19 protein-coding genes and 1 other annotated feature are annotated in these 22,526 nt (G+C 37.5%); of the genes, 17 read left to right on the top strand and 2 right to left on the bottom strand.

Going from position 1 to position 22,526, the window contains the following annotated elements; translation table 11 throughout:
* Window positions 1-305 precede the first annotated feature (305 nt).
* From AC1DRF_RS06515 to AC1DRF_RS06490, 6 genes are all read left to right on the top strand, one after another.
* Complete coding sequence (locus AC1DRF_RS06515) at window positions 306-1,328, top strand: ABC transporter ATP-binding protein (RefSeq protein ID WP_427075733.1); 1,023 nt, start codon at window positions 306-308, stop codon at window positions 1,326-1,328.
* The gene (locus AC1DRF_RS06510) at window positions 1,328-2,311 is read left to right on the top strand and encodes an ABC transporter ATP-binding protein (protein WP_016763042.1); all 984 of its coding nucleotides are present in this window, start codon (window positions 1,328-1,330) and stop codon (window positions 2,309-2,311) included. Before AC1DRF_RS06515 ends, AC1DRF_RS06510 begins: the two co-directional genes overlap by 1 nt.
* 43 nt (window positions 2,312-2,354) lie before the next feature.
* On the top strand, window positions 2,355-4,094 hold the full coding sequence (gene opp4A / locus AC1DRF_RS06505) for an oligopeptide ABC transporter substrate-binding protein (RefSeq protein WP_013055409.1): 1,740 nt from the start codon (window positions 2,355-2,357) through the stop codon (window positions 4,092-4,094).
* 28 nt (window positions 4,095-4,122) lie between these two features.
* Window positions 4,123-5,088 (top strand): oligopeptide ABC transporter permease, encoded by a 966-nt coding sequence (gene opp4B / locus AC1DRF_RS06500; protein WP_477740440.1) that lies wholly within the window; start codon window positions 4,123-4,125, stop codon window positions 5,086-5,088.
* An 11-nt stretch (window positions 5,089-5,099) separates the two neighbouring features.
* Entirely contained in the window at window positions 5,100-6,014 is a 915-nt protein-coding gene (opp4C, locus tag AC1DRF_RS06495; RefSeq protein WP_028407468.1) for an oligopeptide ABC transporter permease, read from the top strand.
* Window positions 6,015-6,314: 300 nt separating this feature from the next.
* The gene (locus tag AC1DRF_RS06490; protein WP_016763046.1) at window positions 6,315-7,064 is read left to right on the top strand and encodes a YjbA family protein; all 750 of its coding nucleotides are present in this window, start codon (window positions 6,315-6,317) and stop codon (window positions 7,062-7,064) included.
* Window positions 7,065-7,093: 29 nt separating this feature from the next.
* On the opposite strand, the gene trpS is transcribed toward AC1DRF_RS06490, so the two are convergent.
* Window positions 7,094-8,083, bottom strand: a complete 990-nt coding sequence (trpS, locus tag AC1DRF_RS06485) for a tryptophan--tRNA ligase (protein WP_116733220.1) — start codon at window positions 8,081-8,083, stop codon at window positions 7,094-7,096.
* 76 nt (window positions 8,084-8,159) lie between these two features.
* Window positions 8,160-8,364, bottom strand: a binding site (T-box leader).
* Between the two features lie 666 nt (window positions 8,365-9,030).
* Between trpS and AC1DRF_RS06480 the strand changes: the two genes are divergently transcribed.
* The 5 genes from AC1DRF_RS06480 to AC1DRF_RS06460 all read left to right on the top strand — a co-directional run bounded on the left by AC1DRF_RS06480 (window position 9,031) and on the right by AC1DRF_RS06460 (window position 14,643).
* Window positions 9,031-10,677: a peptide ABC transporter substrate-binding protein gene (locus AC1DRF_RS06480; protein WP_043980478.1), complete on the top strand. Its 1,647-nt coding sequence runs from the start codon at window positions 9,031-9,033 to the stop codon at window positions 10,675-10,677.
* Between the two features lie 97 nt (window positions 10,678-10,774).
* The gene (locus AC1DRF_RS06475) at window positions 10,775-11,710 is read left to right on the top strand and encodes an ABC transporter permease (protein ID WP_013055415.1); all 936 of its coding nucleotides are present in this window, start codon (window positions 10,775-10,777) and stop codon (window positions 11,708-11,710) included.
* Between the two features lie 2 nt (window positions 11,711-11,712).
* The gene (locus tag AC1DRF_RS06470; protein ID WP_410903405.1) at window positions 11,713-12,639 is read left to right on the top strand and encodes an ABC transporter permease; all 927 of its coding nucleotides are present in this window, start codon (window positions 11,713-11,715) and stop codon (window positions 12,637-12,639) included.
* Between the two features lie 14 nt (window positions 12,640-12,653).
* Window positions 12,654-13,724: an ABC transporter ATP-binding protein gene (locus AC1DRF_RS06465; protein ID WP_427075732.1), complete on the top strand. Its 1,071-nt coding sequence runs from the start codon at window positions 12,654-12,656 to the stop codon at window positions 13,722-13,724.
* Window position 13,725: 1 nt separating this feature from the next.
* The gene (locus AC1DRF_RS06460) at window positions 13,726-14,643 is read left to right on the top strand and encodes an ABC transporter ATP-binding protein (RefSeq protein ID WP_427075731.1); all 918 of its coding nucleotides are present in this window, start codon (window positions 13,726-13,728) and stop codon (window positions 14,641-14,643) included.
* A 282-nt stretch (window positions 14,644-14,925) separates the two neighbouring features.
* Here AC1DRF_RS06460 and AC1DRF_RS06455 read toward each other — a convergent pair whose 3' ends face one another.
* Entirely contained in the window at window positions 14,926-15,501 is a 576-nt protein-coding gene (locus AC1DRF_RS06455; protein ID WP_013055419.1) for a GNAT family N-acetyltransferase, read from the bottom strand.
* Window positions 15,502-15,952: 451 nt separating this feature from the next.
* Between AC1DRF_RS06455 and AC1DRF_RS06450 the strand changes: the two genes are divergently transcribed.
* The 6 genes from AC1DRF_RS06450 to madM all read left to right on the top strand — a co-directional run bounded on the left by AC1DRF_RS06450 (window position 15,953) and on the right by madM (window position 22,435).
* Window positions 15,953-17,317, top strand: coding sequence for an amino acid permease (locus AC1DRF_RS06450; protein WP_043980476.1), 1,365 nt, complete (start codon window positions 15,953-15,955; stop codon window positions 17,315-17,317).
* A 432-nt stretch (window positions 17,318-17,749) separates the two neighbouring features.
* Window positions 17,750-19,153 (top strand): amino acid permease, encoded by a 1,404-nt coding sequence (locus AC1DRF_RS06445; protein WP_477740439.1) that lies wholly within the window; start codon window positions 17,750-17,752, stop codon window positions 19,151-19,153.
* 418 nt (window positions 19,154-19,571) lie between these two features.
* A complete protein-coding gene (spxA, locus tag AC1DRF_RS06440) occupies window positions 19,572-19,970 on the top strand; it encodes a transcriptional regulator SpxA (RefSeq protein WP_013055422.1) in 399 nt (132 codons plus the stop codon).
* Window positions 19,971-20,171: 201 nt separating this feature from the next.
* Window positions 20,172-21,068 carry a LysR substrate-binding domain-containing protein gene (locus tag AC1DRF_RS06435; RefSeq protein WP_162213625.1) on the top strand — a complete coding sequence of 299 codons (897 nt, stop codon included), beginning with the start codon at window positions 20,172-20,174 and terminating at the stop codon, window positions 21,066-21,068.
* Between the two features lie 195 nt (window positions 21,069-21,263).
* Entirely contained in the window at window positions 21,264-21,677 is a 414-nt protein-coding gene (gene madL, locus AC1DRF_RS06430) for a malonate transporter subunit MadL (RefSeq protein ID WP_477740438.1), read from the top strand.
* The gene (gene madM, locus AC1DRF_RS06425) at window positions 21,674-22,435 is read left to right on the top strand and encodes a malonate transporter subunit MadM (protein WP_029324768.1); all 762 of its coding nucleotides are present in this window, start codon (window positions 21,674-21,676) and stop codon (window positions 22,433-22,435) included. Before madL ends, madM begins: the two co-directional genes overlap by 4 nt.
* Window positions 22,436-22,526: the final 91 nt, after the last annotated feature.

The following is a 22,526-nucleotide window of genomic DNA, read 5'->3' as shown; positions in this document are numbered from 1 at the left end:
GCCTCACACTTTAACTACTACCGAGCTGCTTCCTCTTAGCACCAATACTATCTTAAAAAAATCTGCGTTCCAACTGTAAAAAAACAAGTTCTATATACCTAAAATTAAAAATAGTAAATTTTATCCTATTTCCAACAAAAAATTAGGAGGTTTATGCGTTAAAGTGCCGAAGAGATATTCAGAAATCATTATTTTAAAAATAAAAAATATAATTAATTTTCAAAATATATTGATTTTGTAATGAAATTGTAATAATATCTTATTCAAATATAACAATTTTTAGAAAAATGAGGTGTGCACTATAAATGGATAAAAAGCCCGTCGAATCAACACCTTTACTAGAAGTTAAAAATTTACAAACTGCTTTTTCCATTAATGATTCCTGGCATAATGCTGTGGACGACGTGTCGTTTCAAGTCGGACGAAAGCGAATTATAGGGGTTGTAGGAGAATCTGGCTGTGGAAAAAGCGTATTGTCTTTATCCGTCATTGGGCTATTACCTAAAGTAAATGGTCAAATTAGAAGCGGAAGCGTTTTATTTAACGGAAAGAATCTTACGCACTTATCAGAAGATGAGATGAATGATGTTCGGGGGAAAGATATCTCCATGATTTTCCAAGAACCTATGACATCCCTTAATCCTGTGTTAACCATTGGGTATCAGCTGCAGGAAGTATTGTTTAACCATATGAATATATCGAAAGCGGAAGCGCGTGAAAAAAGCATTGCGCTTTTAAAAAGCGTTGGTATTTCGAGATCCGAAAAGCTCATCGATGAATATCCGCATCAGCTGTCAGGAGGAATGAGGCAGCGTGTCATGATTGCCATGGCGGTAGCTTGTCAGCCTAAACTTTTAATTGCTGATGAGCCGACAACGGCCCTAGATGTTACGGTTCAAGCTCAAATTTTAGAATTGCTAAAAGAAATTCAAGAAAGCAATGATATGTCTATTATTATGATTACACATGATTTAGGAGTAGTTGCTGAGATGTGTGATGAAGTGATTGTCATGTATGGCGGAAAAATTGTGGAGCATACAGATGTTGATACGTTATTTTATGAACCAAAACATCCGTACACGAAAGCGCTTCTTCACTCAATTCCACGCATGGAAGATGATGTAGAAGTATTAAATACGATCAAAGGAATTGTGCCTTCTCTTGTAAACATGCCGCGGACAGGCTGTCGTTTCGTTAACCGATGTCCTCATGCAATGGAAGACTGCAGTTCCGTTACGCCTGTTCTTCGCCAGGATTCACAGGGGCATGATGTCGCATGTCTGCTGTATAAAAATAGCTATCCGTCAAAAGGAGTGAAGACAAGCTAATGACTAAAGCAGTGAAAGATGTATTGCTAGAAGTTCAGCATTTAAAAACCTACTATCCTATTCACGGCGGATTTTTCCGAAAGAAAATTGGTGATGTAAAAGCAGTTGACGGTATTTCTTTTGCTATTCGAAAAGGAGAAACGCTCGGTCTAGTAGGAGAATCTGGCTGTGGAAAATCCACGGCAGGAAGAACAATTCTAAGACTGTTGGAACCAACTAGCGGAAAAATTATTTTCGATGGTAAAGATATCACAGAAGCAAAAGGAACTTCTCTCCGTAAAATTAGACAAGATTTTCAAATGGTTTTTCAAGATCCCTATGCTTCCCTCAATCCAATGCAAATGGTTGGAGATGTTATTTCTGAACCAATTCGGAATTTTACAGGAAAATCAACCAATCAATTAAAATCAGAAGTTATGAATCTACTTACAAAAGTAGGGTTACCGGAAGATGCATACTATAAATATCCTCACGAATTTTCCGGTGGACAGCGTCAGCGGATTGGAATTGCACGTGCACTTGCACTTCGTCCAAAACTTATTATTGCTGATGAACCGGTATCGGCACTCGACGTTTCTGTCCAATCACAAGTTTTAAACCTTCTAAAAGAACTTCAACAAGAATTCGACCTAACCTTTTTATTTATTGCCCATGATTTGAGTGTTGTTAAACATATGAGTGACCGTATCGGTGTTATGTACCTAGGCGGTTTAGTGGAAATTGCTGATAAGAAAAGTCTGTACGCAGAGCCATTGCACCCTTATACGCAAGCGCTTGTATCGGCTATACCTGAACCAGATCCGCGAAAGAAAAAACAGCGTATTATTTTACAGGGAGATGTGCCAAGTCCAATTGATCCGCCAAAAGGCTGTGCGTTTCATCCTCGCTGTATACATGCAATGGCGGAGTGCAGCCAAACGAAACCTGCCTTAAAGGAGGTGAGACCTGGCCATCAAGTAGCTTGCCATTTATATAACTCGTAAAAGCTACATACGAACAGATTATTAGTTAAACAGGGGGAACGTCATGATGAAAAAGAAATCGTTTTTATCACTTGTTTCCATTTTGCTTGTGCTATCGCTTTTTCTAGCGGCATGCAGCGGTGGAAGCAGTTCTTCATCTTCTAGTAATAAAGAAGGCGGAGAAACAAAAACTGAAGGTGCAAAAACAGACAAGCCAAAAGATGGCGGAACGATTACGTATGGGATTGACGGAGCGCCGGAAGGGCTTTTTGAGTACGCATTGTATGGTAGTGCATATGATAGCCAAATATTAGAATTTATCAATGAAGGTCTCTTTACTTATGATAAGAAATTAAAAATTAAATCTGACTTAGCTACTTGGGACGTGAGTGGTGATAAACTAACTTACACGTTTAAATTAAAAAAGGGGATTAAGTGGCATAACGGAGATCCATTAACTGCAGATGATTTTAAATATACGTATGAAACGATTGCCGATAAAGACTATACAGGTCCACGCTATGTAAACGTTGAGCACATTAAAGGCGCTCAAGAATATCACGACGGCAAAGCGGATTCTATTTCCGGAGTTGAAGTAGTAGATCCACAAACATTTAAAGTAACGTTTAAAGAAGTTCGTGTAAATAACTTAGACAATCTATGGCCGTATCCAATGCCGAAAAAGTATTACGAAGGAATTGCTGTAAAAGATCTTGCAGAGTCCAAACAAGTTCGTAAAGAGCCTATTGGTGTTGGACCGTTTAAAGTGAAAAAAGTAGTAGCAAGTGAATATGTCCAAATGGAACGTAATGATGATTATTGGAAAGGTAAACCTCACCTTGATGGTGTTGTTGTAAAAGTACTGGATCCATCTGTTTCCGCCGGAGCATTGAAAAAAGGCGATGTCGACATTATGGATGTTCGCCCAGCTGATCTAGGGCAAGTTGAAAAAGCAGAAAACTTAGACTTTTTGGAAGGGAAATCAACTAGTTATTCGTATATTGGTCTACGATTTGGACATCGTGATCAAAAAGCTGGTAAAAACGTAGATGATTACGAAAAGTTCAAAGATCTAAAACTTCGCCAAGCATTGCTTTATGCAATAGATAGAAAAGCAATGGTAAAAGCATTTATGAATGACAAAGCGGTTGTTTCTAACACAGTTATTCCGTCTGTATTCTGGATTGCTGCTGACCAAAAAGATTTAACAAAGTACAAGTATAGTCCTGAAAAAGCTAAAAAATTATTAGCTGAAGCTGGTTATAAAGACAAGAATAATGACGGTTTTGTAGAAGATCCAAACGGAAAACCATTTACGATTTCATTCGGTCACTATGCGGGTCCAGCCAACTTCGAGGGTCGTGCGAAGGCTATTATGCAAGCATGGAATGATATTGGTATTAAAACAAAATTAGCAACGGGTTCACTTGTTGAATTTAACTTGTACAATGAAATGAAAGATAACGACGATAAGGCGTTAGAAGCATTCTTTGGTTCTTGGGACACTGGTTCCGATCCAGATCCTACAGGATTATGGAGCTCTGATGCTGAATGGAACTATGGCCGTTGGGTAAATAAAGAATCTGATGAAATGCTTAAAGACGGTTTGAGTGAAAAATCATTTGATGATAAATACCGTAAAGATGTATATGTAAAATGGCAAAAATTCTTTAATGAGCAGCTGCCAGCACTTCCTTTATGGGAAAATATCAATATTTATGCTGTGAATAAGCGTGTGAAAAACGTAACTCTAGATCCATCAACGGTAGTTGTAGATCCGGAGAAATGGTCTGTAACGGAATAAGTATTTTACATGTAAAGGAGAGTCAACGATGCTGCAATACTCACTAAGACGTATTTTAGGGATGATTCCAATGTTGATTCTGATCTCTTTTGTTGTGTTTTCCCTGGCAAAAATGATGCCAGGGGACCCTTTTGGGGGAGAAATCAACCCTAGTAATACAGATCCAAAATACATTGAGGAAATGCGTGATAAGCTAGGATATAACGATCCTATCTACGTTCAATATTGGAACTGGGTAAAGGGAGTGGCACAAGGAGATTTAGGAAAGTCAACAACTCATAAGTTACCGACATTAGATATTATTTTAGAGCGTATGCCTAATACTATCTTTTTAGCTTTGACTTCGCTTTTGATTACGTATGTGTTTGCATTTATTTTAGGTATGTATGCAGGAAGAAAACCGTATACCTTAGCAGATAACTTTATTGCAGGATATAATTACTTTGCATTAGCGGTTCCATCGTTTATCGCAGGAATCGTAGGCATTTATTTATTTTCCTTTCAGTTAGGTTGGTTTCCGTTTAGCGGTTCTGTTGAAGTAGGATTGAAAGAGGGATCATGGGAATTTATTCAAAGTAGAATTCATCACGTTATATTACCCGCGCTCATTCTTGGCTTGATGTCGACCGCGCAGTATACCCAGTTTTTGCGCAATGATATTATTGAAAACAGTCGCAAAGATTTTGTGCGCACTGCTAGAGCAAAAGGGACAAAAGAATCTAAAATTTATAATGTTCATATCTTACGCAACTCAATGATTCCGCTTATTACGTTTTTAGKATTTGATCTTGTAACAATCATTAGCGGTTCTATCATTACAGAGACGATCTTTACGTATCCAGGAATTGGAAAATTATTCGTTGACTCTGTAGCAACTCGTGACTACTCAGTTATGATGTCGCTTACAATGTTGTTTTCAATTTTAACACTGGTTGGGAATCTGGTTGCTGATTTGTTATACGGCGTAGCAGATCCGCGTATTCGTTTGGATTAGGAGGAGAAAGTATGGAAATTGTAACGAAAAAAGATGTACAGCCAGAAGTGAATATGAAAGCTCCTAAAAACCTTTCTCCATGGGCGATTGCGCGAAAGAAGTTTGTTAAAAATAAACTAGCCATGATAAGTTTAGCTTTCATGATTGTGATTACGCTTCTTGCCATTTTTGCACCGCTACTTACAAAAGCAGATATTACACGTATCGACTATATGGCGATGAATGCAGCGCCTTCTAGTGAGCATTGGTTTGGAACGGATACAAATGGACGAGACGTATTTGCACGTACATTGTATGGAGGAAGAACTTCGTTACTGATTGGAGTTGCTTGTACAACACTCGTTATTTTAATCGGAACTTTTATTGGTTCGATTGCGGGTTATTACGGAGGCAAAGTGGATCAATTCTTAATGCGTTTTACAGACTTTGTATTAAACTTTCCACTAATTGTTTTCGTTGTAGTGTTAAATACAATCCTAATTGGAAAGATCTCAGGCGTTTGGACGCTCATCCTAGTTGTTAGTTTCTTAAGCTGGGGAAGTACGGCCCGGCTGGTTCGAAGCAAAGTATTGGCTGAAAAAGAAAATGAATATGTGCTTTCAGCTGTTTCCATTGGGTGCAGCCCGTTTAAAATCATCTTTAAACATTTGCTGCCAAATGTGTTTTCAACAATTGTGGTTCAAGCCAGTTTGCAGATGGCGATCCTTATTGTGTTTGAGTCAGCGATTAGCTTTATCGGTTTTGGCGTGCCGGCTGATACGCCAAGCTGGGGGAATATGCTGACAGAAGCAAGGGAATCAGATGTGCTGCAGAATAAGCCTTGGATGTGGGTTCCGCCAGGTTTAGCTATTACCTTTACAATCCTAGCTATCAACTTCATTGGTGAAGGATTAAAAGATGCTTTGAATCCCAAATCTCTTCGTTAAAAATCTATCACAAAAGTGTGATAGATTTTTTTAGGTTTGTCAGACCTCCTGACAAACCTATTACTATAGAAGAAACTCGGATTTTTTTCTGCTTATAGGGGTGGATATAGCTCATGAAGCCTTTAKCAATCATTAGCACTGGCGTTATATCTGAGCTTCGAAACAAGTGCATTTGAATAATGACCAAAAACGAAGGGATTTTACAATTAATTTTTAGAAAAATAACATCATTTGGAATAAAAATTCCTTTCTCTGCCTATACTGATGGATAACAAACAGATAGTAAGTGAGGGGTAAATTATGCTATATCTTCATGATGTATGGGTTAATTGGTTTGAAGGCGAAGAAAACGGTTATAATGTGTGTCATTTCCATGAGTGGAGAAAAGACGATTGTGTAGAACTGCTCGATCAAGCACCGTTATTAAAAGTAAATCCGCTTTTATTTCATTACATTGAAAATGATCTTTCCGAGCTACCTCAACAACTACTACAAGATGTCTATCAGAAAGCATACATTCGGAAAAATCATGAACGCACGCAGGTTGAATATTGTTTTATTGTTACAGATGGAACGAATATTTTAGCAATTGATACGATGGGATATCATATTCCAATTCGAAAAAGCCGCTTAATTCCAAGACAGGAACAGTTAGTCTATGAGATGATTGCGGATCAAGAAGAGCTAGAATATAAGTTCAGTGAAGACGAGCTGAATAAAAAAGAGCATCATATTCTTTCACCGTCTCCTGAAACGATGAGAGGACTAACACGTAAAGAACGTCAGCTAAAACAGCTGTTATTTATGGCACTTGATCAGCTACATACAACAAAAAATACAGCTCAAATCCGCTACTGGTACACGGAGTGGAATCCAACGAAGTACGAAGACATTCAAGAGATGCCGTTTCAAGACGTGTGGAGTCAGCTATACGATGAAACGAAGTCAGGGTGGTCACCGAAGCATAAATTATTATGCGAGCGCTTAGTAAAAGGACAACCTTTCTTTGAAAAACTTTGGGAAATTGAACAAGAGCCAAAAGTTAATTAAAAAAAACGACTGCTATGCAGTCGTTTTTTTTAACGTTTACGGCCAATTCCCATTGCGTTTCGCATTTTGCGAAGCATTTTATTAGCCGTTGCATTTGCTTTATCGGCACCTTGATCTAAAATATCATCTAGCTCGCTGGAATCAACTAATTCATAATATCTTTTTTGAATTGGAGCAAGTGCTTCAGCTACCACTTTGGCTGTGTCAGCTTTAAAGTCACCATAACCTTTGCCTTCGTACATCGCTTCAATGTCTTCGATCGATTTATTGGCTAGGATTGAATAAATACTTAATAAGTTTGAAATACCTGGCTTATTTTCTTTATCGTAGCGAACAATACCTTCTGAATCCGTTACGGCACTTTTGATTTTCTTTTCAATTGTTTTAGCGTCATCCAAAAGCGTAATGAAAGCTTTTTGGTTTGGATCGGACTTGCTCATTTTTTTCGTAGGATCTTGAAGAGACATGACGCGTGCGCCCACTTTTGGAATACGTACTTCAGGGATAGTGAAGATATCATTGTATTTTTTGTTAAAGCGCTCAGCTAAGTCACGCGTTAATTCTAAATGCTGCTTTTGATCTTCACCAACTGGAACCAAATCGGTGTTGTATAAAAGAATATCCGCTGCCATTAATGGAGGATAAGTTAGTAATCCTGCTGATACTGCTTCTTTTCCAGCGGACTTATCTTTAAACTGAGTCATACGTTCAAGTTCACCGATATACGCTACGCACTGTAACATCCATCCCGCTTCTGTGTGGGCAGGCACTTCCGATTGAATAAATAAAGTCGATTTTGCTGGATCAATTCCTACCGCTACATACAGAGCAGCAAGGCCTCGAATGTTTTTACGAAGTGCTAAACGATCTTGAGGCGTTGTAATTGCATGCTGATCTACAATACAAAAATGACAGTTATAGTCATGTTGAAGTTCAACAAATTGCTTCATCGCTCCAATGTAGTTACCTAAAGTGATTGTACCGCTTGGTTGAATACCTGAAAAAATTGTTTTCATCAAATCTTCCTTTCATCTGCACATATATGATGCTAATTTACGGATACAACATAAAAAGGCCCATCCGCTCCTAGCATAAGCTAGGGGCGAATGGACCGCGTTGCCACCCTAATTAGCACACATAATTGTGAACTATCTTTATTCATGTAACGTTGAGGTCAACGTTCAAGCTTTGCACTTGAAAGCTCCAAAGTCCATTCTGCAGGTTTCAATGTTTGTTCTCACCAGCCACAAACTCTCTAAAAATGAAAATTCTGCATACTACTCTTTTTCACAGCTTTAATTATATAGTTATTCGTTATTATAACGCGAAAAAGCAGGAATTTAAACATCTTATCGCTAAAAATTTTTATAAGACAATTTACTGGAATTTTTCAGCGAAAAAAAAAGACAAGAACCTTTTAATTAAAGCATTTCTTAATGAAAATTTGGTGGAGGATTTGGTAAAAATCTTTTATTTAATATTTCTAATKGCTTTGTAATACTATCGTAATACCTATACTACAAAAAAGATTTTAGAAGTCTGACAAGTAGGCACAATCCTTATAAGATAAGGTTTTTTCCCTCATGACAAAAAAATACCATTAAATAATAGTATTGCAATAAATTTTTAAAATATTTATAATAGGCGTAACAAACATATTTTTTACAAAGGTATTACAATTTCTTAATTTTTCAGAAAACACAAAATAGACAATGTTTTGTTTCAATTAGCGAATTTTGTAATGAATGAGTCTTCTACATATTAAGCGCATACATTGGGTTTACAGCATGTAAACAATTGATGACAGTTTCATAGAGTAGAAGAATAATTTTGCAGTGAGGTCTTTAATGCTCTACTACGTGAAAAAATAACTGATTATTTTGTATTGAAAGAGGATTAAGAAATTAGTGCATATCAAAAAAATATGGTTGCCACACAAACAAAATTTAATAGGGGGTAACACGCAATGAAGAAAAGGTTGTCGATTCTTTTCAGTTTGCTGCTTGTAATGAGCTTGTTTTTAGCTGCATGTGGATTTAACAAAGAATCTGGTGGCAGTGAAAATGCTAGCAGTGATGGCGGCGAAAAGAAAAAAGAGCAAGAGCTTCGCGTAAACATTAAAACTGAGCCTTTTTCATTAAACCCAGGCTTAGCTAATGATTCAACGTCATCAAACGTATTATTACAAACATTTGAGGGTTTAACTCGTATCGGTAAAGATGGAAAACCTGAAAATGCAATGGCGAAAGATGTGAAGGTCAGCGATGATCAAACTAAATATACGTTTACAATTCGCGACGATGCAAAATGGTCAAATGGTGACCCTGTAACAGCAAAAGATTTCGAATATGCATGGAAATGGGCGTTAGATCCTAAAAACGAATCTCAATATGCATATCAATTATACTATGTTAAAAATGCACAAGCTGCTAATGAAGGAAAAGGTTCATTAGATGATGTTGCGGTTAAAGCAACAGATGATAAAACGCTTGAAGTAACATTAGAAAACCCAACGCCATATTTCTTAGAATTAACAGCTTTCTATACGTACTTCCCAGTGAATACGAAAATTGCTGAATCAAATGAAAAATGGTACACAAATGCAGGCGAAAACTATACGTCAAACGGTCCTTTCAAGCTTAAAGCTTGGAAACATAATGACAAAATCGAGTTAGTTCCTAATGAAAACTATTGGGATAAAGATGCTGTAAAACTTAAAAAAGTTGAAATGTACATGATCAATGATAACAACACTGAACTTTCAATGTTCAAAAACGGTGAATTAGACTGGGCGGGTATGCCTACTGGTCAATTACCAGCTGATGCACTTCCTGAATTAAAGAAAGACGGTTCATTAAACATTCAAGAGATTGCAGGTACTTACTGGTACAAGTTTAATACAGAACAAAAACCTTTAGACAACGTGAACATTCGTAAAGCATTAGCTTATGCAATTGATCGTAAAGGTATTACAGAACAAATTACAAAAGACGGTTCAGTTCCAGCGATGGCGGCTGTACCACCAACAATGTTTGAAGATAACAAAAAAGGTTACTTCAAAGACAATGATGTGAAAAAAGCAAAAGAATATTTAGAAAAAGGCTTGAAAGAAATGGGCCTTAAAGATGCTTCAGAACTACCAGCAATTAAGGTTTCATACAACACAGATGAAAAACATGCAAAAATTGCACAAGCTGTTCAAGATATGTGGAAGAAAAACCTTGGCATTAAAGTACAGTTAGACAACTCTGAGTGGGCTGTTTACATTGAAAAGTTACACCAAGGAGATTATCAAGTTGGACGTATGGGCTGGTTAGGAGATTTTAACGATCCAATCAACTTCTTAGAATTGTTCCGTGATAAAAAAGGTGGAAATAATGATACAAACTGGGAAAACCCAGAATATAAAAAGTTATTAATTGACTCTCAAAAAGAAACAGATCCTAAAAAACGTCTGGAAATGTTGAAAAAAGCAGAAGGTATCTTTATGGATGAAATGCCAGTGGCACCAATCTACTTCTACACAAACGCTTGGGTACAAGACAAACAACTGAAAGATGTTGTGATGTCTGGACTTGGAGACATTCAGATTAAGTGGGCTCATTTTGAGTAAGTAACATCAATTGTGACAAAGGGTATATGGGGCCTGGTGCTCCATATACTTTTCTTTCTTGTGCGCGAATTTTGTAAAAATATGGAGGTGTGTCGGGGTGTTCAAATATATAGGAAAACGACTTATTTATATGTTTCTATCATTATGGCTGATCGTAACAGCGACCTTTTTCTTAATGCGTGCTGTTCCAGGAGGTCCATTCACATCAGAAAAGCAGCTTCCCCCTGAAATTCAAAAAAATCTAAATCAGTATTACGGTTTAGACCAGCCTTGGTACCATCAGTACTTTGATTATTTAACATCAATTTTAAAGTGGGATTTTGGTCCATCTTTCAAATATAAAGGCCAAACGGTAAATGATTTGATTAACGGCGGATTCCCTGTTTCATTCATGCTAGGGATGGAAGCTATTTTAATAGCAATTGCTATTGGTGTAGTACTTGGTGTTATTGCTGCTTTAAAACATAATAAGTGGCAAGATTACACGGCGATGGTTATTGCAGTTCTAGGAATCTCAGTTCCGAGTTTTATCATGGCAGCGGTATTACAATACGTTCTGGCTATGAAACTACAAATTTTTCCGGTTGCACGCTGGGAATCTTGGGCACACACGGTGTTACCAGCTCTCGCGCTTGCTTCAACCCCTATGGCGTTTATCGCACGATTAACTCGTTCGAGTATGCTTGAAGTATTAAGCAATGATTATATTCGTACAGCGAAAGCAAAAGGTTTAAGCAGAGGCGTGATTACAGTTAAGCACGCCATGCGAAATGCGATGCTTCCAGTCGTATCCTATATGGGACCTTTAGTAGCAGGGATTTTAACAGGTAGCTTTGTTATTGAAAAAATATTTGGTATCCCGGGATTAGGTTCACACTTTGTACTCAGTATCTCAAACCGAGATTATACAACGATTATGGGCGTAACGGTGTTCTACAGTATTTTACTACTTTTTTGTATCTTGCTTGTAGATATTGCATACGGATTCATTGACCCTCGAATTAAACTTACAGGTGCTAAGAAAGGAGAGTAACTATGCAGCAACTTCCAAAAATTCCTAAAGAAATGTTTGAAACAGCAGGGATTGACCGCGCTCAGGCAGAAAAGATTGAAAAACCGAGTCTTTCATTCTGGCAAGATGTTTTTATTCGTTTTCGTAAAAACAAGCTTGCTATGTTTGGGGTAGTACTAATGGTTCTCCTTGTTTTTATGGCTATATTTGGTCCATTGATGGTGAAATATGATTATGCAACCAACGATTTATTGAATGCTAATCAGGCTCCATCTTCTGAGCACTGGTTCGGTACAGATGAATTAGGGCGTGATGTTTTTGCTCGTACGTGGGAAGGCGCTCGTATTTCATTATTTATCGGGTTAGCAGCAGCTTTAATTGATTTATTCATCGGCGTAATTTGGGGAAGCATCTCTGGATACCGCGGTGGCCGCACGGATGAAACAATGATGCGTGTTGCGGATATCTTATATGGTGTTCCTTACCTTTTACTCGTTATTATTTTAATGGTTATGCTTGGCCAAGGGTTAGGCACGATGATTTTGGCGATGACTATTACCGGCTGGATTAACATGGCCCGTATTGTACGTGGACAAGTATTGCAGTTAAAAAACCAAGAGTACGTAATGGCTTCACAAACATTAGGAGCAACAACAAAACGTATTTTATTTAAACATCTTATTCCTAATGCAACAGGTCCAATTTTAGTAACAATGACACTAACGATTCCTTCAGCAATCTTTACAGAAGCATTTTTAAGCTACTTGGGACTAGGCGTTCCGGCACCGCTTGCAAGTTGGGGAACAATGGCTTCAGAAGGCTTACCTGCTTTGGAATACTATCCTTGGCGCTTATTTTTCCCAGGTTTGTTTATCTGTTTAACAATCTTAGCGTTCAACGTAATTGGTGATGGATTACGAGATGCGTTAGATCCAAAACTACGTAAGTAAGGAAGTGGACTCATATGTCACGTTTATTAGAAGTAAAAAATTTAGCTGTATCATTTAAAACATATGGCGGAGAAGTTCAAGCTGTTCGCGGCGTTAACTTCCACTTAAATAAAGGTGAAACTTTAGCAATTGTTGGTGAGTCAGGATCTGGTAAAAGTGTAACTTCACAAACGATCATGCGCCTTATTCCGATGCCTCCTGGCCGAATCAAAAGCGGTGAAATGCTGTTTGACGGCATTGATTTAGCTAAGAAAACGGATAAAGAAATGGAAGCTATTCGCGGTAAAGATATCGGTATGATCTTCCAAGATCCGATGACTTCCTTGAATCCAACGATGAAAGTTGGGGCTCAAATTGGCGAAGTCGTAATTAAGCATTCCAAAGTGTCTAAAGCAGAAGCGAAAAAACAGGCAGTCGAGTTATTAACGCTTGTAGGAATTCCTTTTCCAGAACAGCGTGTGAATCAATATCCGCATGAATTCAGTGGCGGGATGAGACAGCGTGTTGTCATTGCGATGGCTCTTGCTTCTAATCCGAAGCTATTGATCGCTGATGAACCAACAACGGCGCTTGATGTAACAATTCAAGCCCAAATTTTAGAGCTGATGAAAGACATTCAGAAAAAAACGGATACCTCTATTATCTTTATTACCCATGATCTTGGTGTAGTAGCAAATGTAGCAGATCGAGTAGCCGTTATGTACGCTGGTCAAATTGTTGAAATGGGCACAGTGGATGAAGTGTTTTACGATCCAAAACATCCGTATACGTGGGGACTGCTAGCTTCTATGCCAAGCTTAGATAACGAGGCAGAAGAAGAGCTGGCTGCTATTCCTGGAACGCCGCCAGATTTAACGAATCCTCCAAAAGGAGATGCATTTGCAGCGCGAAATCCATACGCAATGAAAATTGATTTTGAGCAAGAACCTCCAATGTTCAAAATATCTGATACGCACTATGCGAAAACATGGCTGTTACATCCCGATGCACCAAAAGTAGAGCCGCCTGCTTCAGTTCAGCGCCGCATGCGTAAAGTTGACAATGTATACAGTACACCTGTACTCGTAGCGAAGGATGGTGAATAATATGACAGATAAATTATTAGAGATTAAAGACTTAAAACAACATTTTTTCACAAGTAAAGGAACAATTAAAGCAGTTGATGGTCTGACGTTTGACATCTTCCGCGGAGAAACATTAGGGCTTGTAGGTGAATCCGGTTGCGGAAAGTCAACGACAGGGAGAACGATTATTCGTTTATATGACGCTACTAGCGGTGAGGTACTATTTAATGGCGAAAATGTACATGGTCGCAAATCTCGCTCAGAGCTTAAAAAATTTAATCGTAAAATGCAAATGATTTTCCAAGATCCATATGCGTCGCTTAACCCTCGTATGACCGTAGCAGATATCATAGCAGAAGGCATTGATATTCACGGTTTAGCTAAGACGAGAAAGGAGCGTATGGCAAAAGTTCACGAGCTTCTTGAAACAGTGGGGCTTAACAAAGAACATGCAAATCGCTATCCACATGAGTTTAGTGGCGGCCAGCGTCAGCGTATCGGTATCGCAAGAGCACTGGCAGTAGAACCTGATTTTATCATCGCAGATGAACCAATCTCAGCGTTGGACGTGTCTATACAAGCTCAAGTTGTTAACTTAATGAAGAAGTTACAGCGTGAACGTGGACTCACATATTTATTTATCGCCCATGATTTGTCAATGGTAAAATACATCAGTGACCGTATCGGCGTTATGTACAGAGGTAAGATTGTAGAGCTTGCACCAAGTGATGAACTTTATCGAAACCCTGTGCATCCATATACAAAAGCGTTACTTTCAGCTATTCCGCTTCCCGATCCTGACAGTGAAAAAACGCGTCAGCGCAAAATTTATGATCCAAGTATCCATGACTATAACGGTGAAGAACCGGAGCTTAGAGAAGTATCTCCCGGTCACTACGTGTCTTGTTCTCAAGCAGAATTTTCCACATATACAACATAACAAAAACGATCTCACAACGAGGTCGTTTTTTATTTAGTTATCAAAGAACACTAAGCTTCAAGTTGCACAAAACATGTAAGAACAAGTAACATTAGCGCTTTACAGGTATTATACAGTAAAGGATTGAAAAATACTATTGAAAATTTTCAGAATTTTATATTTAAGACAAAATATCTATGTGTAAACCTTATAACTAAAGGAATATAAGTGATTAATAATGTTTTTTATTGAATAATAATTCAATATTTATAAAAAGAAGGTAGACATGCGTCTACCTTCTTTTTATAAATCTGCTAAGATATCGCCGTCTTTACGATTTTTGTCAATTTTTAATACTTGATCTGCCGGCTGATAAGACGCACCATATATTTCTTTGTCTTTGTACGTATGAATTAACTCGTACGTTTTTTTCATTTTATTTAAAATGCTTTCCTCTGTTTCAGAAGTAGGAGACCAATATAGAATTTCCATCTGGTTAATTTCATTTGTGGCTAATGACCGGCGGTTATAGCCAATTGTTTGAGCATGCTTAAAGTCTGCACGTTTATAAAAATGCAGTCGTTTTGCCGAGTCTGAATCTTTATAGTCTACAGGCTCTACTTCTAAGATAATTGGTTTGTTATGCTGTTTTAACTCATCAATTAATTTACCGCCAAGCCCTTGACCTCGAGCGTCTTTTGAAACAAAGAGGTAATCAATAAAGATAAATTGGTCTGTTTCCACGTACATTAATACGTGATGGGGTCCTTCGTTTTTATGATAAATATCGCTGCGTTCTTGTAAAAGCGTTTCGATATGCTTCTTTGATTTCATTTCTTCAATGGGAAAATATTGACTTAGTTTTTCATACCAATTCATAGCACCCTCCTACTGATCTTTTCATGATGATGTTCATAATAGTGTTTAAACAGTTATCTTATCTTTACCCTTTTTAGGGAAAAGTAAGCATCTATAATTGAAAATATAGAAGAATAATCGATTGATTATTCTTAATACTTAGATAAATATAGTGAAATAAGAACATATAATGTAAAAAATGGTTTTTATTATATTTCGATCGTAAGTTTATTTGTGAAAATCACAAAAAACTATCGCATTTTTTGTGATTTTTGATAAAATGAACAAAGTGAAGTTTTTTTAATATTGTATTTTATAGATGTGAGAACGGTAAAAGTGTAGGTGTGAAACTTGCAATATCAGATTTTTAGTACATACACTGTTTAGAATTATTTGGCTGAAAAATAAGTTAATACTATACACGTAGCCGCTATCGCTATTAAATGAAATGGATATGTTAGGAGAGAGAATTATGCAAGGGAACACGCAAGAAAAAGAATTAAGCCGTGGACTTGAGGAAAGACATATTAGCTTAATGTCTTTAGGTGCAGCTATCGGAGTTGGACTGTTTTTAGGTTCTGCATCCGCTATTCGGTTAGCGGGTCCTGGTATTCTTATCATGTATGGAATCAGTGGTCTTATTATGTTTTTTATTATGAGAGCGCTAGGTGAAATGGCAGTACAAAATCCAGTAGCCGGTTCTTTTAGTAAGTATGCTAACGATTATTTAGGACCACTTGCTGGTTATTTAACAGGCTGGAACTACTGGTTTATGTGGATTATTACATGTATGGCTGAAATTACAGCTGTTGGAGTATATATGGAGTTTTGGTTCCCAGGTGTACCTCAGTGGATATGGGCACTTGCAGCACTCGTTATCATGACAGGGGTTAACTTTTTAGCTGTAAAAGCATATGGCGAACTAGAGTTTTGGTTTTCTCTTATTAAAGTAGTAACGATTATCCTTATGATTGTGCTGGGCCTAGGCATGATTATCTTTGGAATTGGAAATGGCGGTATTGCAACAGGAATCAGTAATTTATGGAGTCACGGGGGCTTTTTCCCGAATGGCATGAAAGGTGTTCTTTTATCACTTCAAATGGTTATGTTTGCTTACCTTGGTATTGAAATGATTGGGGTAACAGCAGGAGAGGTGAAAAATCCGGAAAAAACACTAACAAAAGCAATTGATAATGTACTGTGGAGAATTTTGATTTTTTACATCGGAGCTTTGTTTGTTATTATGTCTATTTATCCTTGGCCAGAGATTGGAACACAAGGAAGTCCATTTGTTTTAACATTTGATAAAGCTGGAATTCCCGCTGCAGCAGGGATTATAAACTTTGTAGTGTTAACAGCGGCTTTATCTTCTTGTAACAGTGGAATTTTTAGTACAGGCCGTATGTTATTTAATTTAGCTCAGCACGGGGAAGCTCCAAAACGCTATGCTAACTTAACAAAAGGCGGCGTGCCTGGTGCAGCAGTTATTGCTTCAGCTGTTGTACTGCTAATCGGAGTTGGCTTAAACTATGTTGTTCCTGATAAGGTGTTCACATGGGTGACGAGTATTGCCACTATTGGAGCAATTTGGACATGGGGAATTATTTTACTTTCTCAAATTCGCTTCCGCAAGGGATTAAACGATCAGCAAGTAAGTGATTTAAAATATAAGCTTCCGTTTTTCCCGTATACGTCATATCTCTCTCTTGCTTTCTTAGCGGGAGTAGTAGTGGTGATGGGTTTTTCCTCTGATACAAGAATAGCCCTTATTGTAGGTCCGGTATGGTTTGTTTTATTGGTTGTTGTCTACTATTCAAAAGGTTTTCATAAAAGATAAAAAATAAGGCTCGGACAAAAGTAGTTTCGTTGAAGGAAGATCCGAACGAGTTAAATTCTTGATTAAGAATTCAACTCGTTCGGATTTTTTTATGGTGAACATAGGTTTACTGTATGTAGGGCTTCTAGCTATTGAATTGGAGGGCAAGGGGAAGACTCTCAACAGCGATGTAACAAGCGGGATCCATACGAACTCCTATATCCCATTTGTTCATCTTTAGATTGATGTAGTTGTGTCCCACCCGCATTTTTTTCCAAAAGAAAATGAAGGATTTATTATTTCACTTTTTGCTTTAGTGTGCTAATATATTATATTGTTAAACAAATGAAGAGATGAATGAAGAAACAAATAATTTTTACGTGTTAATAGATTAGCATCGAGCTTTCTATCTCAAAAGTTTAAGCTTTTAGAAAGCAAAAGGAGACACAGCAAATGAAAGATAAAAAATGGGGACTTTGGTTTTTAACGGCCTTTGTAGTTGGTAATATGGTAGGCGGCGGAGTATTTATGCTTCCTTCTAATTTAGCAAACGTATCAAGTCCAGTCGGTTCAACACTTGCTTGGATTGCAACAGGTCTGGGCGTGTTAATGATTGCTCTTGTATTTGGAAACTTAGTCATGCGAAAGCCCGAATTAAAAGGAGGGCCTCAAAGTTATGCGGCGAATCTTTTTTCATCGCCTAAAGCAGGTAAAGTAGCAGGGTATAGCATGGCTTGGGGCTATTGGGCAGCTAACTGGGCTGCAACAGCATCTGTCATCATATCGTTTGCTGGATATTTAACAACGTTCTTTCCAGTAATGGAGAGCAAGGATATTTTATTTTCAGTCGGAGATTTTCAATTAGAAGCTGGAAAATTTATTACGTTTTTAGTATGTTCTATTGTACTTTGGGGAATTCAAGCTATTTTACAGCGAGATATTAACAGCGCCGGTAATATTAACTTCATCACAACAGCAGCTAAAATTATTGGATTCGGTTTATTTATTGTTGTGGCGCTGTCGCTATTTAGCGCATCCAACCTCGTTAGTACAGAATTTGTTAATTCAAAGGGTATAAATGTAGGATTGGGAAGTCAGGTCAATGGGGCAGCTATTGCTACACTGTGGGCGTTTATCGGAATTGAATCGGCTGTACTGTTATCTAACCGTGCAAAATCACAAAAAGTAGTGAAGAAAGCAACGCTGCTTGGATTATTGATCTCAATGGTTATCTATGTGGGGATTACGCTTCTAGCTATGGGGATTCTTTCAACAGCTCAGCTTCAGCAGTCTCAAAAACCTTTGGTAGATACGTTAGAAATGGTGATTGGACATAAAGGTGCTTACGTAATGGCCATTTTAGCACTTATTTCTTTATTAGGCTCTACTGTTGGATGGATTGTTGTTAGTGCAGAAGTTCCTTATCAAGCAGCGAAATCAGGGTTGTTTCCACAGTGGTTTGCTAAAACAAATCAGAACAATAGTCCAGCCCGCTCACTAACATTAACAAATGGCTTAACACAGTTGTTTTTGTTTGCGACTATTTCAGGTACAGTTTCGCAAGCCTATAATTTCGCTATTGTTGTAGCTACTCTCGCTTATTTAGTTCCTTATTTCGTGACGACAGTTTATCAATTAAAGCTTATTGTGACGGGTGAGACGTACGACACGATTAAAGGGTCGCGAGTAAAAGACGGAATCATTGCCTCGTTAGCACTTATTTATTCACTTTGGGTGATTAAGACAGGGACAGCTGATTTAAAAACATTTTTCTTAGGTATTGGCTTATTTGTAATCGGGCTGTTACTGTATCCTATCTTAATGAGACGAGGAAAAAGCACATCAGCTATTAAATAAATAAAAGGTTATTTCAAAAGCTTTGCAGAATGTCAGTTCTTCTGCAAGGCTTTTTTAGTGACTGAAAAATTTGAGGAATTTGTAAAAGAAAAAAATAATAAAAAAAATGAAACTAATCTACAGGTTTATTCGTAATAGTAGTGTGGTAAATAAATAATGAAGAAAATCGGCAATGAAAATAATGACAGTGAAGGAACGAACTAATGTACTAGTTCACTTCAAAAAGTATATCATTCCGATGAAGTTTATAGTATAATGCAAATAGATATTATTTTTTAAAAGTAATTATAAAGTAGTATCGATTTTCATTATCAGTCATTAAATATTTACACTCGTTGAAGTTTGTATAAAACAACATGATTTACAGTTCATGTTTTAAATGTTATGACCGATTATGATAGAAGGAGTGAAGGAGTAAATGGTTACATTATATACATCACCAAGTTGTACATCTTGTCGTAAAGCGAAAGCTTGGTTAGAGGAAAATGATATTGGATATACAGAGCGTAATATCTTTTCAGAGCCGTTATCAATCGACGAGATTAAAGAAATTTTACGTATGACAGAAGATGGAACAGATGAAATCATTTCAACACGTTCGAAAACTTTCCAAAAACTAGACGTTCAGGTAGACGCTATGCCTCTGCAAGATTTGTATGAATTAATTCAGCAAAATCCTGGCTTATTGCGCCGTCCGATTATCATTGATGAAAAACGTCTACAAGTTGGTTACAATGAAGACGAGATCCGTCGTTTCTTACCACGTAAAGTGCGTACTTTCCAACTTCGCGAAGCTCAAAGACTTGTGAATGGTTAATTTTTATATTTGTCTGTTTAAGATTTAAATAAGAAACCAACCAAGTAACGTTTGCTTGAAGTTGGTATATAAAAAATAAGCAGCAGGGAGCCAAAGGGCCTCTGCTGCTTATTTTTTGTCGAAATAGCAGGGAAAATGAAGTATATATGTAATTAGTAAAGAAAGAGAGTATTTAAACATATAAAAGTGGTGGTGAACGGATTGGAGCTTTTACAGCTAAAATATTTCCAAGTAGTTGCTAGACTAGAACATATAAGTAAAGCGGCCGAAGAGCTATACGTATCTCAGCCTGCGCTCAGCAAAACGATTTCACAGTTAGAAAAAGAGCTAGGCATTCGTTTGTTTGATCGAAACGGTAAATACATTAAATTAAATCGATATGGCAAAGCATTCTGTGCCAAAGTAGAACTTGCTTTAAAAACATTGGAAAACGCAAAGCACGAGCTAAAGGATATGTCGAACGACCCATGTGAAGAAATTCGCCTTGTTGTATTAGCTAGTTCACATTTGCTTCCAGAGCTATTAAGCAGGTTTCGTGAACAATATCCTCAGGTGCGTTTTCGACTGATGCAGCATTTGACTAATAGCAATTCACAGCCTGATTTCGATTTATGCATTTCAGCTTTTCCATTAACAACCCGTCAGATCGAACATACTCCTTTGCTTCGTGAATCGATTTTGCTTGCAGTGCCTCTTGATCATCCTTTAGCCAAGCAATCACGTGTAAAGTTAAATGAACTTAAAAATGAGAAATTCATTGTGCTGAAGAAAGGGAAAGAGCTAAGGAAAATAACGGATGTAATTTGTAAGGAACAGAATTTTGTACCTCAAATTACGTTTGAAAGCGATGATCCAGCAACAGTAAGAGGTTTGATTAGAGCGAAGCAAGGAATAGGTTTTATTCCTGAAGTAACTTGGGGAGGTTCTACAGGAAAAGATGTAAAACTGCTGAAAATTGAAGAGGAAACATTTGAACGTACTATCTTTTTAGCTTGGAACAATGGAGGCTATGTGACGGATTTACAACAAATCTTCAGGCAGTTTGTGATTGATTATTTTAAACATTTACGCTCCGGTATGCCTCATGAATACGTATAAGAATCATGACTAAATGTCATGATTTTTATTTCTTTTTCGAATAAATCTAAAGTGAACAGTAGAGAAAAACTGTATTATGTCACTTTTGATATAAGTATATAACTAAAAATGCATAGGTTATTCAACTTTTTTCCTTTACACTATTTTTAAACCATAAAGTAAACGCTTTCGAAAATAGGTTGGGGAGGAAGTAATATGATAATCTTCGGTGTAGCGCTGCTATCTATTTGCATGTTGATAGGGGTAATTGTAGGGGACGCATTAGGAGGGCTGATGGGAGTAGAAGCCAACGTTGGAGGAGTAGGGGTATCCATGCTTCTTCTTGTACTAGCGGTGGATTATTTAAAGAAGAAAAATAAGCTCCAAGTAAAATCCGAAGAAGGCATTGCTTTTTGGGGAGGTATTTATATTCCTATCGTGGTAGCAATGTCTGCACAGCAAAATGTTGTAGCTGCTCTTGATGGAGGAGGCATGGCGCTTCTTGCAGGGGTGGTAGTAGTCGTAGTAGGCYTTTTATCCATACCATTTATCAGCAGAATAGGAGAGAAAGCGAAGGTGAAAGAACAAGAAATAGAGCTTTCTATTTTACCTAAGGAGCAGATCAAATGATGAATATGATCAAAGAAGGATTAGAAAATAACGGGCTGATTACGGCATTTGCTATTATTGGGATTGTCATGTATATTGCTTATTTTTTATCAGATAAATTAACAAAAGGAAGAGTTCACGGATCTGCTATTGCTATTATGTTTGGGTTAATTCTTGCTTATATCGGTGGAGTGAACACAGGAGGAGAGAAAGGAATTTCTGATATACAGTTATTTTCAGGAATTGGTTTAATGGGCGGAGGGATGCTGCGAGATTTTGCCATTATTGCTACTGCGTTCGGCGCCAATTTTAGTGAAGTGAAAAAAACGGGAATCAGCGGAATTACGGCCTTGTTTTTTGGGGTTTTCTATTCTTTTGTAATAGGTGTAATTATTGCTCTTTGTTTTGGATATAGAGATCCCGTTGCTTTGACCACAATCGGAGGAGGAGCCGTAACCTATATTGTGGGGCCGGTCTCTGGAACTGCGATTGGAGCCTCTTCTGATATTATCGCGTTAAGTATAGCTGTAGGATTAATTAAATCCATTTCAGTTATGATTTTGACACCGATATTTGCTAAGAAAATCAAATTAAACAACCCTCGTACAGCAATGATCTATGGAGGAGTTATGGGGACGACGAGCGGTGTAGCAGCTGGTTTAGCCGCGACAGATGTAAAACTTGTACCTTACGGAGCCATGACAGCTACATTTTATACAGGTCTTGGTTGCTTACTCGTACCATCTATTCTTTTTTTACTCACAGAGATTATTTTTTAAGTGTACAAAGTGTTTTATGAATAAAAGCCTGCTGTGCTCATTAAACTAAAGAAAAGGCCATACTAAATAAAAATGTTTAGTATGGCCTTTT

This window comes from Priestia sp. P5_B4 (assembly GCF_056400385.1).
Note: the sequence above shows the minus strand (reverse complement) of the source record. Positions and strands in the feature narration are given on the sequence as shown.

What these genes read in the sequence shown, in the direction of transcription:
- AC1DRF_RS06515 (WP_427075733.1), top strand. Translation starts at nt 306, where the DNA reads ATGGATAAAAAGCCCGTCGAATCAACACCTTTACTAGAAGTTAAAAAT.
- AC1DRF_RS06450 (WP_043980476.1), top strand. Translation starts at nt 15,953, where the DNA reads ATGCAAGGGAACACGCAAGAAAAAGAATTAAGCCGTGGACTTGAGGAA.
- opp4C (WP_028407468.1), top strand. Translation starts at nt 5,100, where the DNA reads ATGGAAATTGTAACGAAAAAAGATGTACAGCCAGAAGTGAATATGAAA.
- AC1DRF_RS06490 (WP_016763046.1), top strand. Translation starts at nt 6,315, where the DNA reads ATGCTATATCTTCATGATGTATGGGTTAATTGGTTTGAAGGCGAAGAA.
- madM (WP_029324768.1), top strand. Translation starts at nt 21,674, where the DNA reads ATGATGAATATGATCAAAGAAGGATTAGAAAATAACGGGCTGATTACG.
- AC1DRF_RS06445 (WP_477740439.1), top strand. Translation starts at nt 17,750, where the DNA reads ATGAAAGATAAAAAATGGGGACTTTGGTTTTTAACGGCCTTTGTAGTT.
- opp4A (WP_013055409.1), top strand. Translation starts at nt 2,355, where the DNA reads ATGATGAAAAAGAAATCGTTTTTATCACTTGTTTCCATTTTGCTTGTG.
- AC1DRF_RS06460 (WP_427075731.1), top strand. Translation starts at nt 13,726, where the DNA reads ATGACAGATAAATTATTAGAGATTAAAGACTTAAAACAACATTTTTTC.
- AC1DRF_RS06465 (WP_427075732.1), top strand. Translation starts at nt 12,654, where the DNA reads ATGTCACGTTTATTAGAAGTAAAAAATTTAGCTGTATCATTTAAAACA.
- spxA (WP_013055422.1), top strand. Translation starts at nt 19,572, where the DNA reads ATGGTTACATTATATACATCACCAAGTTGTACATCTTGTCGTAAAGCG.
- AC1DRF_RS06470 (WP_410903405.1), top strand. Translation starts at nt 11,713, where the DNA reads ATGCAGCAACTTCCAAAAATTCCTAAAGAAATGTTTGAAACAGCAGGG.
- AC1DRF_RS06455 (WP_013055419.1), bottom strand. Translation starts at nt 15,501, where the DNA reads ATGAATTGGTATGAAAAACTAAGTCAATATTTTCCCATTGAAGAAATG.
- AC1DRF_RS06480 (WP_043980478.1), top strand. Translation starts at nt 9,031, where the DNA reads ATGAAGAAAAGGTTGTCGATTCTTTTCAGTTTGCTGCTTGTAATGAGC.
- AC1DRF_RS06510 (WP_016763042.1), top strand. Translation starts at nt 1,328, where the DNA reads ATGACTAAAGCAGTGAAAGATGTATTGCTAGAAGTTCAGCATTTAAAA.